The organism is Streptomyces venezuelae (genome assembly GCF_008642355.1).
Lineage (GTDB): Bacteria > Actinomycetota > Actinomycetes > Streptomycetales > Streptomycetaceae > Streptomyces > Streptomyces venezuelae_B.
This window is the reverse complement of sequence record NZ_CP029193.1, coordinates 6,574,326-6,587,512: the sequence shown is the minus strand read 5'-3', so window position 1 is coordinate 6,587,512 and position 13,187 is coordinate 6,574,326. Positions and strand designations below refer to the sequence as shown.

The following is a 13,187-nucleotide window of genomic DNA, read 5'->3' as shown; positions in this document are numbered from 1 at the left end:
CGTGAGCGGGTGGCCGGGATCAGCCGAGGCGGCCCACGGTGCGGGTGCTCAGGTCGACGACGAGGGCCCTGGTGTCGATCCACGGGCCGCTCTTGACCTTGGTGACGACCTGCAGGCACCGGTTCCTGCCGCACTCGCCGAGGCTGGCAGGCACGCGCTTCACGGTCTCCTTGCGGAAGACCATGCCGCTCAGCTGCAGCTGGTCGGGGCTGGTGAGCGTCTTGCCCGTGGCGTGCTTGAAGTCCTTCTTCAGCCCCTTGCCGAGCGGGTCGGCGATCAGCAGCCTGGCACCCTCGGCCAGCTCTTCCTGGCTGGGCGGCGGCTGCACGTTCTTCGTGGTGACCGTGTCGGCCACCTTGCCGGTCTCCAGGTTCACCGTCTTGGTGATGACGGTGTCCTTCTTGTAGTCGTAGTACACGACTTCGGCGCTGCGCGGCGCGTCGCCGCCGTTCGGGTCCGGCTCGCTGAGGTTGGTGGACAGCAGCTGCGGGCCGCGGTCACCCTCCACGTCCCGTGCGCTGGAGCGCAGCCGGCCCGACACCGAGGCCTTCTCGGCCCGCTCGATCTCCTCGTCGGTCAGCGGGTCGCTGCCGACTCCCTTCGCGCCTTCCTCCGGCGCCGCCTCCACGACGCCGTCCTTGGCCACGGCGTCCTGCTTCGCCGCCGCCGCGTTGGCCTGGCGGTCCCCCGACCCGCCCGCCTCGGACCCCGACAGATTGACGCCCACCAGCACGGCTGCCGCGGCGACCGCGACCGTCGTACCGGCCACCACCTTCCCCAGGTGGCGTCTGACTATGTCTCGCACTACTCCCCCTACTCCCCTGGCGCCCCATTCGTGGGCATGCCGAGTATGTGGTCAGACGGTTAGACGGGTACAACTCCTGGGTGGTTGCCCCACTTTCGGGCACACTCTGGCCGAAGTGGCCCCGACTTGAGGGGGCGTGAGTGGAAGAGTCGTATACATGCAGGTCTGGCCTGGGCAGGCGTATCCCTTAGGTGCCACGTACGACGGAGCGGGCACGAATTTCGCGGTCTTCTCCGAGGCCGCCGAGCGAGTGGAGCTGTGTCTGCTGCACGACGACGGCTCGGAGACCGCCGTCGAGCTGCGCGAGTCCGACGCGTTCGTGCGGCACGCGTACCTGCCCGGCGTCATGCCGGGCCAGCGGTACGGCTTCCGTGTGCACGGCCCGTACGCACCGGAGCAGGGGCACCGGTGCAACTCCGCCAAGCTGCTCCTCGATCCGTACGCGCGCGCGGTGAGCGGGCGCATCGACTGGGGGGAGGAGGTGTACGGCTACCACTTCGACGAGCCCGACGAGCGCAACGACATGGACTCGGCGCCGCACATGATGACGTCGGTCGTGGTCAACCCCTACTTCGACTGGGGCGACGACCGGCCCCCGCGCACCCCGTACCACGAAACGGTGCTCTACGAAGCGCACGTCAAGGGCCTGACGATGCTGCATCCGGACCTTCCGGAGGAGCTCCGCGGGTCGTACGCGGCGCTGGGGCACCCGGCGATCATCGAGCACCTCACGGGCCTCGGCGTCACCGCCCTGGAGCTGATGCCGGTCCACCAGTTCGTGAACGACCACCGCCTGGTCGACATGGGCCTGAACAATTACTGGGGCTACAACACCATCGGCTTCTTCGCCCCGCACAACGCGTACGCCTCCTGGGGCGACCGCGGCGAGCAGGTCCTGGAGTTCAAGCAGGCCGTCAAGGCGCTCCACGAGGCGAACATCGAGGTGATCCTCGACGTCGTCTACAACCACACCGCCGAGGGCAACCACCTGGGTCCGACGCTCTCCTACAAGGGCCTCGACAACGCCTCGTACTACCGCCTGACCGACGACCCCCGCTACTACATGGACACCACGGGGACCGGCAACTCGCTCCTGATGCGTTCGCCCCACGTCCTCCAGATGATCATGGATTCGCTGCGGCACTGGGTCCAGGACATGCACGTGGACGGGTTCCGCTTCGACCTCGCGGCGACGCTGGCGCGTCAGTTCCACGAGGTGGACCGGCTGTCGTCCTTCTTCGACCTCGTGCAGCAGGACCCGGTGGTGAGCCAGGTGAAGCTGATCGCCGAGCCCTGGGACGTCGGCGAGGGCGGCTACCAGGTGGGCAACTTCCCGCCGCTGTGGACCGAGTGGAACGGCATGTACCGCGACACGGTGCGCGATCTGTGGCGCGGCGAGCAGCGCACCCTCGCGGAGTTCGCGTCGCGGCTCACCGGCTCGTCCGACCTCTACCAGGACGACGGGCGGCGCCCTCTCGCGTCCATCAACTTCACCACCTGCCACGACGGTTTCACCCTGCACGACCTCGTCTCGTACAACGAGAAGCACAACCACGCCAACGGTGAGGACAACCAGGACGGCGAGAGCCACAACCGGTCCTGGAACTGCGGCGCGGAGGGTGAGACGGACGATCCGGACATCCTGGCGCTGCGCGCGCGGCAGATGCGGAACTTCACCGCCACACTGATGCTCTCGCAGGGTGTGCCGATGCTGAGTCACGGCGACGAGTTCGCGCGCACGCAGTCCGGCAACAACAACGCGTACTGCCAGGACAACGAACTGGCGTGGGTGCGCTGGCCGGACGGTGAGAACTCCCTCCTCACCTTCACCCGGACGATGGCGATGCTCCGGCGCGACCATCCGGTCTTCCGCAGGCGCCGCTTCTTCCACGGCAGGCCGGTGCAGGGCACGCACGACGAGCTGTCCGACATCGCCTGGTTCACCCCGGAGGGTGATGAGATGGAGCAGCCGGACTGGGACTCGTCGCAGGCGCGGGCGCTCAGCGTGTTCCTGAACGGCAACGCCATCTCGGAGCCGGGGCCGCGCGGGGAGCGGATCTCCGACGACTCGTTCCTGCTCCTGTTCAACGCGTCCCCCGACGCGATCGAGTTCGTGGTGCCGGTCAACCACGGCCGTCAGTGGCAGCTCGTGATCGACACCGCGCGCGAGGACGGGGTGCCGCCGGAGCCCGGACCGAAGGTGCGGGCCGGCGACCGGATCACGCTGGCGGACCGGAGCCTTGCGGTGCTGCAGCGTCCGGCGTGACGGTGACGGTGGCGGCGGTTGTGCGGTACGTCTCATGGGGGCGGTGTGACGGGTCGGGGCGGTGCGGGTCGTGGCGGGCGATCAACGCGATCACGAACGCGACCGCCGCGGCCGCGCTGCCGAGGGCGAACGCCGCCCCCGCGCCGTGCGACTCCGCGAGGCGCCCGGCCACCGCGAGCGTCACCGCCTGGCCGCCGACGAACGCGCTCGCCGCGAACGTCATGCCCTCGGCGAGCCGCCGCGGCGGCACGGCGCGCTCGGTCAGTGCGAAGCCGGTGATGAGGTTCGGCGCGTAGACGGCGCCGAACAGAGTGACCACTGCGTAGAGGCCGATCAAGCTGTCCGTCCACACCAGGGGCAGTGACAGGAGTGCCGCGGCGGCCGTCGCCACGCGCCAGCGGGCGATCAGCCCGAAGCGTTCGGGCAGCGCGGCCATGGAGAGACCGACGACCGCGCTCATGACGCCCATCGCCGCGTACACGAGACCCGCCTGCCCGGGTCGGCCGAGCTCGTCGGTGAGCGCGGTGATGCCCGCGCCGCAGGCGCCGAGCAGCACCCCGAGGAACAGGAGCCCCACCCGCACCACGTACACGGAGCGCGGCAGGCGCGGGCGTCCGCCACGCGCGCGTGCGGGGTGCTCCGGGACCGCCTTCGGCGTACGTCCGGTGGGGTGCAGGGCGAAGGCCGTGCCGCAGACGGCGACGAGGAGCGAGGCGAGACCGAAGGCGTACGCCGGGTGGCCCGCGACGGACGCGAGGCCCACCAGGGCGGGGCCGAGGACGAAGGACAGCTCGTCCATGGTGCTCTCCAGGGACAGCACGGTCCCGGCGAGCCGGTCGTCGCCGCCCTTGGCGCGGACCAGTGGGACGACGCGGGCCCTCGCCAGCGGGCCGATCCCGGGGACGGTCGCGCCCGCGAGCGCGCCGAGGGCGAGGAGGGCGGGTGTGGGAAGGCCGGCGAGGGCGCCCAGGGTGTACGCCGCGATGGCCACGGCGTTGACGAGGGAGAAGGCAAGGACGACGGAGCGCTGGCCGCGCCGGTCCGCGAGGCGCCCGACGAACGGGCCCAGGGCCACCTGGCCGAGCGCGAGCGCGCAGGCGACGATCCCGCCGGTGGCCAGCGATCCGCTGGTCTCGGTCACCAGCAGCACACTGCCGAACTGGATCATGGCGACGGGGAGCCTGCCGAGGAACGAGACGACCGGCAGCGGCACCCCCGTCATCCGGAGCACTGTGCGGTACGCGTCCCGTGTGTTCTCAGCCATCGTCCGACGCTAACGACGCCGTCGTCCCCGCACGCATGAGTCGATGACACGAAAGCCTCCCGAGCGGGTACGTACGTTCGCATGACGCGCATGACGCCGGAGCGCCCCGGCCCCGCGGCACCGCCGCCGCCCACCGCCACGTACCGGCTGCAGCTGCAGCCGGACTTCCCCTTCGCGGCCGCCGAGGCGGCCGTCCCCCATCTGGCCTCGCTCGGTGTCTCGCATCTGCACCTGTCACCGGTGCTCGAGGCGGTCCCTGGTTCCACGCACGGCTATGACGTCGTGGACCACGCGCGCGTGCGCGACGAGCTCGGCGGCGAGGACGGGCTGCGGTCCCTGTCCCGCACCGCCCGGCAGTCCGGGCTCGGTCTGGTCGTGGACATCGTGCCGAACCACATGGCGGCGGTGCCGCGCCACAACCACGCGCTGTGGGAGGTGCTGCGCGAGGGGCCCGGCTCGTCCTACGCGCGCTGGTTCGACATCGACTGGGACGCGGGCGGCGGGCGCGTCCTGATGCCGTTCCTCGGCGGCAGGCTCGGCGACGAGCTCGGACAGCTGCGGGTCGACGGGAACGTACTGCGCTATCACGAACACGCGTTCCCCATCCGGGAGGGCACGGCGGGGCTGCCGCTTCCGCAGCTCCTGGACGCGCAGTGGTACCGCCTGTCCTGGTGGCGGCTGGCCCGTACCGAGCTGAACTACCGGCGCTTCTTCACCATTTCCGATCTCATCGGGGTGCGCGTCGAGGACCCGGACGTCTTCGACGCGACACACGGGAAGATCCTGCAGCTGCTGCGCGAGGACGTCGTCGACGGGCTGCGGATCGACCATCCGGACGGTCTCGCGGACCCAGGGGCGTACCTCCAGAGGCTGCACGAGGCGACGGGCGGACGTTGGACGGTCGTCGAGAAGATCCTCGCCGACGGCGAGCGCCTGCCCGCCGCCTGGCCGGTGGCGGGCACCACCGGCTACGACGCGCTGCGGCACGTGGACGGCGTCCTCGCCGACCCCGCGGGCGCCGGTGAACTCCTCGGGCAGTACCGGCGCTTCGCCGCGGCCCCCGCCGACCGGGGCGGTGACTGGGACGCGACGGTGCGCCGGGCCGCGTACAAGGTCGTCACGCGCGAGCTGGCCGCGGAGGTGGACCGCCTCACCCGCGCGGCGGGCGCGATCTGCGCGACGGTCCCCGCGCTGCGCGACCACGCGCCGTGGACGCTGCGCACCGCCCTCAGGGAGCTGCTCGTCCGGCTTCCCGTCTACCGGCCGTACGTCTCCGGGGGCGACGCACCCGAGACGGTGCTCACCGAGCAGGCCGCCGAAGAGGCCAGGGCGGTGTTCAGCGTGCCCGAGGAGGCACGCGCGGTCGACGTCGTGCGCGACTTGGCGCTGGGGCGCGTCAGGGCCGTCGGAGAGGCCGCGGAGGCCGCCGACGCCATGGCCGGGTTCCGCGCCCGGTTCGCGCAGACCGCGTCCGCGCTGCGCGCCAAGGCCGTCGAGGACACCGCGTTCTACCGGCACGCGCCGCTCCTCTCGGCGGCGGAGGTGGGCGGCGCCCCCGAACGGCCCGCGGTGCCCGTGGAGGAGTTCCACGCGTACTGCGCGCGCGTGCAGCGCGACTGGCCCTACTCGGGCACGGTCCTGACGACGCACGACACCAAGCGCAGCGCGGACGTACGGGCGGGCATCTCCGTCCTGACGCAGTGTCCGGGCCGGTGGGCCGACCTCCTCGCCGAGGTCACCGAGCAGACCTCGCGGACGGGCGGCACGGGCGCGCCCGACCCGCAACTGGCCTGGGCGGCCTGGCAGACGGCCGTCGGCTTCGGGTTCCCCTACGACCAGCGGCTGCAGAACGCCCTCCTGAAGCACGTCCGCGAGGCGGGCCTGCACACGAGCTGGACCGAGCAGAACGAGGCGTACGAGAAGGCGGTGGCCGCGTTCGTGGAGGCGGGTCCGTGCGGGCCGCCGCTGTACGCGGTGGCGTCCTTCGCGCGGGAGATGGACGCGCATGTGCGGGCGAACGTCCTGGGGGCGGCGCTGCTGCACCTGACGATGCCCGGCGTGCCCGACGTCTACCAGGGCACGGAGGGCGAGTACCGCGCGCTGGTCGACCCCGACAACCGGCGGCCCGCCCGCTTCCAGCCGCACGTCCTGGAGCGGCTCGACTCCCAGCGGGAACGCTGGGACCTGTCAGAGGAGAAGCTGGCGCTCACGGCGGCGGCGCTGCGGTTGCGCGGGCGGCGGCCCGAGCTGTTCGGGGGCGCGGCGACGTACGAGCCGCTGGCCGCGCAGGGGCCCGGCGCCGGGCACTGTGTGGCGTTCGCGCGCTCCGGGGAGATCGTGACCGCCGTGACACGGCTGTCGCTGCGGCTCGCGGACGCGGGCGGCTGGCGCGGGACGGAGCTCGCGCTCCCGCCGGGCCGGTGGACCGATCTGCTCGCGCCGGGGCGGGAGTTCGAGGGGCACGCGCGCGTGGAGGAGCTGTTCGCCGCGTCACCGGTGGCACTCCTGGCGCGCGTCACCGGTGCCGGGGAGTCTCCTACCGGGGGCGTACGAGAAGAGTCCGCGGGCCGCGGGTCAGCAGCCCCCGGGGAGCCGGTCTGAACCCGGGGGCCCAGCGCAGGCCCGGCAGGGCGTCGAGCAGGGCGCGCAGGCCGTACTCGGCGGTGCGGGCGGCGAGCTCGGCGCCGGGGCAGGCGTGGCGGCCGGTGCCGAACGCGAGGCGGCCGGGGTCGGAGCGGTGGATGTCGTAGCGGTCCGGGCGGGCGAACCGGGCGGGGTCCCGGTTGGCGGCGCCGACCAGACACGCCACGACCGCCCCCGCGGGCAGGGGCGCTCCGGCCACGGTGACCCGACGGACCGCGCGGCGCAGGACGACGGGGGCGGGCGGGTCGCGGCGCAGGGACTCCGCCCAGGCGGCGGGGATCAGTGCGCGCCGTTCGCGGACGACGGCCAGCTGCTGCGGGTCGTCCAGGAGGTTGGCGAGGAACGAGGCGAACGCGAGCGCGGTGGCCTCCCCGCCCCCGCCGAGCAGCGAGCCGACGAGTCCGCACACGGCCTCGTCGGAGAGCGGCCTGCCGTCGATCTCGGCGCCGCACAGCACGGAGAGCAGGTCGGTGCCCGGGTGGGCCCTGCGGCGGTCCAGGTGGGGGCGCAGGCAGGCGTCCAGTTCGTGGTGGTGGCCGCCGAGGTGGGTGAGGCCGCCGCGGCACCACACCTGGACGCGGGCGGTGTCTTCGTGGGGCAGGCCCAGGGCCGCCATGACCGCGGCGGTCGGCAGCCACTGGCAGAACTCGGTGAAGAGGTCGGCCTCCTCGCGGGCGGCGATGCGGCGGGCGAGGACGTGGGCGGTGCGCGAGGCGCCCGCGGCCAGGGCGGCGACGGCGCGGCCCCGCAGCGCGGGTTCGACCAGGGCCCGGTGGGCGCGGTGCGTGTGGCCCTCCATGTGCGTGAGGGTCCGCCCCGGCGGCACCGCGACGAGCCCCTCCTGGACGAGCGCCCCGCACACGTCCGCGTACCTGCTGACGACCCACGCGCCGAGCAGTTCGTCGCGCACCAGCGGGAAACCCTCCCGCAGCGCCCGGAACGCGGGGTACGGATCGCTCGCCACACCGGGGGACATGAGGCTGGGCGGCGCCGCCCGGGGCGGTCTCGGTGTCCGGGTTCCGGTATCCACGGGGGCGCACGACGTGAACGGCGGGGGGCGCAGCGCGGCCGGGGCTGATCCTGCGCTCAGCGCGGACGGCGCGCGCGGGGCGGGACGTGTCTCCGGCGGGGGTGTCGGGCCGTCCGGCGGGACGGGAGGGCAGCGCACCGCGGGGGCTCCCACCTGTGCGTCGGCGCGGCGAGCGGCCGCGCGGGTGTGTTCCAGAGGATCACTTCGGGACTTCCGCCGCAGTCCGCGTACGGCCGTTCGAGTGAGGGTCGTCGGCGCGGCGGCCCGGCGGAGGCGTCCTTGACACCCCTCCGGGGGGCATGGGGTACTGCGATTGCCTCAGGGGTGAACCGGACAGGGGGCCAACTGGCGGTGCAGCACTATCCGAGCGTTCCTGAACTCGTCCTTTCCGCTCGACAGTTGGCAGCACACCGTCCCGAACTGGCCTCCCTGCGCGAAGTGGGTGCCTCGCGCGCGGGACGGCCCCTGCACCTGCTCTCCATAGGGCACCGGCCACGCGCCGTCCTCGTCGTCGCGGGCGCGCACGCCAATGAACCGGCCGGCGGGTCCACGCTGCTGCACCTCGCGGAACGGGCCCTGCGCGATCCGCGGCTGCGCGGTGACACGTCGTGGCACTTCCTGCTCTGCGCGGATCCGGACGGCGCGAGCCTGCACCGCACGCCCGCCCCGCGCACCCTCCTCGACTACCACCGGCACTTCTTCCGCCCGGCGGGACCCGAGCAGCCGGAGTGGTCGCCCTCCGTCCTGCCGCCGGACCGGCTGCCGCCGGAGACCCGCGCCCTGACCGCCGTCATCGATGAACTGCGCCCCTACTTGCAGGTGTCGTTGCACGGCACCGACCTGGGCGGCAGCTGGATACAGCTCACGAAGGACATCCCCGGCCTCGCCGAACCCTTCGTCAAGTCCGCTGCGGAACTGCACATTCCGGTGGAGACGGGGGCGTCGGACGCCGCCGGCTGGCCGGTCTCGGGGCCGGGCGTCCACGTGCTGCCGCGCCCCGGCACGGACGCGGCGTACCCGAGCCTGCCCGAGGACGCCCGGCGCACCACCTGGCACCGCCCCCACCGCTACGGCGGACGGACGGCGATCATCGAGGTCCCCATGTGGGCCAGCGACCTGGTCGACGACCCGCAGACGCATCCGACGCCCACGCTGGCGATGCGGGCCCTCGCGGGCCGCCTGCGGCGCGACGCACGGCTCGTGGAGGACATCCTGGCCGACGCCCTGCCGCGGCTGTCCGGGAACGGCGCGGACGGCGGCCCGGACGGGCCGCTGCTGCGGGCCGCGCGGTGGGCGCTCGCACTGGTGCCGGGCCTCGCCGACGACTGGCGGCGGCTGCCGCCCGCGGGGACGTCACGTGCGTATATCGGGAGCGTCGACGCCTTCGGCAGGCGCCTGCCGCTGCGGGCGGCGGCGATGCTGCTGCGGGTCCTGGACGAGGCGGGCGACCGGGCGGCGCCGCGGCTGGAGGTGCTCGTGGCGCAGTGGAGCGAAGCGTTCGCCGAACGGTTCAGGGCTCGTTGGGTTCCGCTGGAGCACCAGGTGGAGCACCAGTCGCGCACGACGGTCGCGGCGGCGCGGTACGCGCGCGTGCAGGCCGATGGCGACCGCGGGACGGGCTGACCGCGTGCCTCCGCGAGCGGCGCTCAGTTCGTCGAGAGGCGGAACGCCATCCGGCCGAAGCTCACCGAGTCGCCGTCCTGGACGATCGCCGCGCCGGTCACCCTGCGGCCGTTCACGGAGGTGCCGTTGGTCGAGCCGAGGTCGCGCAGCACCCACACCCCGCCCTGTCGCCGCAGCTCGGCGTGGACGCGGGACACCGTGTCGTGGCTCAGCCGCAGGCCGTTGGCGGGGTCGCGGCCGATGCGCAGCGGGAAGGCGCTGTCGGGCGAGGGCAGCAGCAGCTTCGGCAGGCGCTCGGCCTGCCAGGCCCTGCGCAGCTTCATCGTGAACCCGGAGACCGCGCCCACACCGCCGAGCACCATCCGCGACCAGCGGTTCTCGGTCCGCAGGTCGTCGGTGAGGGCGGCCAGTTCATCGGGCCGCCTGGCGGCGAGCACGAGCTCCATGCGCCGCAGGAACGTGTCGTGCGAGAGCCTGCCGACGGCCGCGCCCTCCTTGAGTGCGTCCAGCGCCCGGTCGCGCTCCGCGTCCGTCACCCGCGCGGGGTACGTGGAGAACTCGAAAGAGGATGTCACCAGGGAATTGTCCGTCACTCGCGGCCCGGGTGTCCAGAACGGGGGGTTCGAGCGGCGTTCGATCGTGTCCCGGGCGGATCCCCCCACGGACCGCGGGTTTCTGACGCACCATGGGACGCACGGTGTGACGGACAGCGGACGAGGGAGAACCGTCGGTGAGGTTCGAAGTGTGGGCGCCGGAGGCCGAGCGGGTCGTACTGGAGTGTGCGGGAACCACGCGCGCGCTGGAGCGTGACGGGGACCGCGCGGGATGGTGGACGGGGGAGGCGGCGGCCGAGGACGGCACCCGTTACGGCTTCTCGGTGGACGGGGGCCCGGTCCTGCCGGACCCGCGCTCGCGCCGCCAGCCTGAGGGGCCCGACGGGCTCAGCGCGGTCGTCGACCACGACCGGTACGCGTGGCGCACGCCGTGGGCGGGGCGCGGGGTGCGGGACGCGGTCCTGTACGAGTTGCACGTGGGGACGTACACGCGCGAAGGGACCCTCGACGCGGCGGCGGACCGGCTCGGGCACCTCGCGGAGCTGGGCGTCACGCATGTCGAGCTGATGCCGCTGTGCCCCTTCCCCGGGCGGTACGGCTGGGGGTACGAGGGGGTGTCTCTCTGGGCGGTGCACGAGCCCTATGGCGGACCCGAGGCGCTGAAACGATTTGTCGACGCAGCGCACGCGCACGGCCTCGGTGTCGTCCTGGACGTCGTCCACAACCACCTCGGCCCGTCCGGCAACTACCTGCCCGCGTTCGGCCCGTACTTCACCGAGACGCACCAGACACCGTGGGGCGCCGCCGTCAACCTGGACGCGCCGGGATCGGACGAGGTGCGCGCGTACCTGATCGGCAGCGCCCTGGCCTGGCTGCGCGACTACCGCATCGACGGCCTCCGACTCGACGCGGTGCACGCGCTGGTCGACACGCGCGCGTGCCACTTCCTGGAAGAACTCTCCGTCGCCGTGGACTCCTTGGCCGCCGAACTCGACCGGCCGCTCTCGCTGATCGCCGAGTCGGACCTGGGCGACCCGCGCATCGTCACCCCGCGCGCGCGGGGCGGACTCGGCCTCCAGGCGCAGTGGAACGACGACTTCCACCACGCGCTGCACACCGCCCTCACGGGTGAGGCGCAGGGCTACTACGAAGACTTCGCGCGCGCCCCGCTGACCGCGCTCGCCAAGACACTGACGCACGGCTTCTTCCACGACGGGACGTACTCGACGTTCCGCGGCCGTGCCCACGGACGCCCGGTGGACCGCGCGCGGACCCCCGCGTACCGCTTCCTCGGCTACGCGCAGACCCACGACCAGATCGGCAACCGCGCCCTGGGCGACCGCCTTTCGGCCTCCCTCTCCCCCGGCCTGCTCGCCTGCGCCGCCGCGCTCACCCTGACCAGCCCGTTCACGCCGATGCTGTTCATGGGTGAGGAGTGGGGCGCCACGACTCCCTGGCAGTTCTTCACCGACCACACGGACCCCGAGCTCGCCGAGGCCGTGCGCCGGGGTAGGCGGCGGGAGTTCGCCGCGCACGGGTGGGCCGAGGAGGACATCCCCGACCCGCAGGACCACGGGACGCGCGACCGCTCGTGCCTGGACTGGTCCGAACCCGCGAAGGGCCACCACGCGCGGCTCCTCGCCTGGCACCGGGACCTGATCGCCCTGCGCCGCGCCCGCGGCGACCTGACCGACCCCGATCTGGCCGCCGTGCGCGTCGCGTACGACGAAGAGGCCCGCTGGTTCGCGTTCCGGCGCGGGGATCTGCGGATCGCCGTGAACCTCGGCAAGAAGCCCGTCACCGTGCCGCTGGACGGGCGCCACGCGCGCGTGCTCGCCGCGTGGGAGCCGGTCGAGACGCCGGGCGCGGACGGAGTGGTGCGGCTGCCGGGCGAATCGTGCGTGATCCTGGCGACGGCGTGATCCCGGCGACTGCCTGATTCTCCTGACCGCGTAACGTCGGGGGCCACTTTCGGGAGGCGGATCATGAAGCAACGATTTCTGGGCCGGACCGGTCTGCGGGTCAGCGAACTCTGCTTCGGCACGATGACGTTCGGCAGCGGCGCGGACGAGACCACGTCGCACCGCATGCTGGACACGTTCACCGAAGCCGGCGGCACGTTCATCGACACGGCCGACATGTACGGGCGCGGCCTGTCGGAGGAGATCCTCGGCCGCTGGCTGAAAGGCCGCCGCAGGGACGAACTCGTCGTCGCCACCAAGGTGTTCGCCACGATGGGCGACGCGCCGAACGCCGGAGGTCTGAGCCGCAAGCACATCGTGTCGGCCGTCGACGCGAGCCTGCGGCGACTGGGCACCGACTACATCGACCTCTACCAGACCCATGTGTGGGACGCGACGACACCCGTCGAGGAGACCCTGTCCACCCTGGACACCCTCGTGAAGGCGGGCAAGGTCCGCTACCTGGGAGCGAGCAACCACTCCGCGGCACAGTTGCAGAAGGCCCTCGACGTGGCGCGGGCACACGGCTGGGAGCCGTACGCGTCCCTGCAGCCGTTCTACAACCTGCTCGGGCGCGACATCGAGTGGGAGCTGCTGCCGCTCAGCGAGGCGGAGGGCGTCGGCGTCATCCCGTACAGCCCGCTGCACGGCGGCTGGCTCTCCGGCAAGTTCCGGCGGGGCATGGCGGCACCGCCGGAGGGCACGCGGGGCGCGGGCAGCTGGGAGGAGCGGGCCACGGAGGACACGTGGCGGGTCGTCGACGCGGTCCTGGCGGTCGCCGGGGAGACCGGGCGCTCCCCGGCGCAGGTGGCGCTGCGCTGGCTCCTCCAGCAGCCCGGTGTGACAGCGCCGATCATCGGGGCGCGCTCCGTCGAGCAGTTGGCCGACAACCTCGGCTGCGTGGACTGGGAGCTGACGGCCGGGCAGCGGCAGCGGCTCACGGAGGCGAGCGCGCGCCCGCTGCCGTACCCGTACAACGTCCTCGCGCACTACCCGGGGCGCGAGCCGCGCACCGGCCCGCGCACGGACGTCGGCTGACGG

The 13,187-nt window shown here is 73.1% G+C and carries 9 protein-coding genes; 5 read left to right on the top strand and 4 right to left on the bottom strand.

Going from position 1 to position 13,187, the window contains the following annotated elements:
- Window positions 1-19: 19 nt before the first annotated feature.
- A complete protein-coding gene (locus tag DEJ47_RS30155; RefSeq protein ID WP_150173521.1) occupies window positions 20-805 on the bottom strand; it encodes a Tat pathway signal sequence domain protein in 786 nt (261 codons plus the stop codon).
- Window positions 806-962: 157 nt separating this feature from the next.
- On the opposite strand from DEJ47_RS30155, the gene glgX reads away from it, so the two are divergent.
- Window positions 963-3,071, top strand: a complete 2,109-nt coding sequence (glgX, locus tag DEJ47_RS30150) for a glycogen debranching protein GlgX (RefSeq protein ID WP_150173519.1) — start codon at window positions 963-965, stop codon at window positions 3,069-3,071.
- Here the strand turns inward: glgX and DEJ47_RS30145 are convergent.
- Complete coding sequence (locus DEJ47_RS30145) at window positions 3,025-4,335, bottom strand: MFS transporter (RefSeq protein WP_150173517.1); 1,311 nt, start codon at window positions 4,333-4,335, stop codon at window positions 3,025-3,027. The genes glgX and DEJ47_RS30145 overlap by 47 nt on opposite strands.
- A gap of 90 nt (window positions 4,336-4,425) precedes the next feature.
- Here DEJ47_RS30145 and treY point away from each other — a divergent pair, with 90 nt between their 5' ends.
- Window positions 4,426-6,936, top strand: coding sequence for a malto-oligosyltrehalose synthase (gene treY, locus DEJ47_RS30140; protein WP_150175951.1), 2,511 nt, complete (start codon window positions 4,426-4,428; stop codon window positions 6,934-6,936).
- Here treY and DEJ47_RS30135 read toward each other — a convergent pair.
- Window positions 6,872-7,942, bottom strand: coding sequence for a cytochrome P450 (locus DEJ47_RS30135; RefSeq protein ID WP_317850846.1), 1,071 nt, complete (start codon window positions 7,940-7,942; stop codon window positions 6,872-6,874). The two genes, treY and DEJ47_RS30135, sit on opposite strands and share 65 nt — an antisense overlap.
- Before the next feature lie 411 nt (window positions 7,943-8,353).
- Between DEJ47_RS30135 and DEJ47_RS30130 the strand changes: the two genes are divergently transcribed.
- Window positions 8,354-9,631, top strand: a complete 1,278-nt coding sequence (locus DEJ47_RS30130; RefSeq protein WP_150175950.1) for a M14 family zinc carboxypeptidase — start codon at window positions 8,354-8,356, stop codon at window positions 9,629-9,631.
- Window positions 9,632-9,654: 23 nt separating this feature from the next.
- Here DEJ47_RS30130 and DEJ47_RS30125 read toward each other — a convergent pair whose 3' ends face one another.
- Complete coding sequence (locus DEJ47_RS30125; protein ID WP_150173513.1) at window positions 9,655-10,206, bottom strand: DUF1707 and FHA domain-containing protein; 552 nt, start codon at window positions 10,204-10,206, stop codon at window positions 9,655-9,657.
- A gap of 155 nt (window positions 10,207-10,361) precedes the next feature.
- On the opposite strand from DEJ47_RS30125, the gene treZ reads away from it, so the two are divergent.
- Both treZ and DEJ47_RS30115 read left to right on the top strand, forming a co-directional pair.
- On the top strand, window positions 10,362-12,107 hold the full coding sequence (gene treZ / locus DEJ47_RS30120; RefSeq protein WP_150173511.1) for a malto-oligosyltrehalose trehalohydrolase: 1,746 nt from the start codon (window positions 10,362-10,364) through the stop codon (window positions 12,105-12,107).
- 63 nt (window positions 12,108-12,170) lie between these two features.
- Window positions 12,171-13,184, top strand: a complete 1,014-nt coding sequence (locus DEJ47_RS30115; RefSeq protein ID WP_150173509.1) for an aldo/keto reductase — start codon at window positions 12,171-12,173, stop codon at window positions 13,182-13,184.
- Window positions 13,185-13,187: the final 3 nt, after the last annotated feature.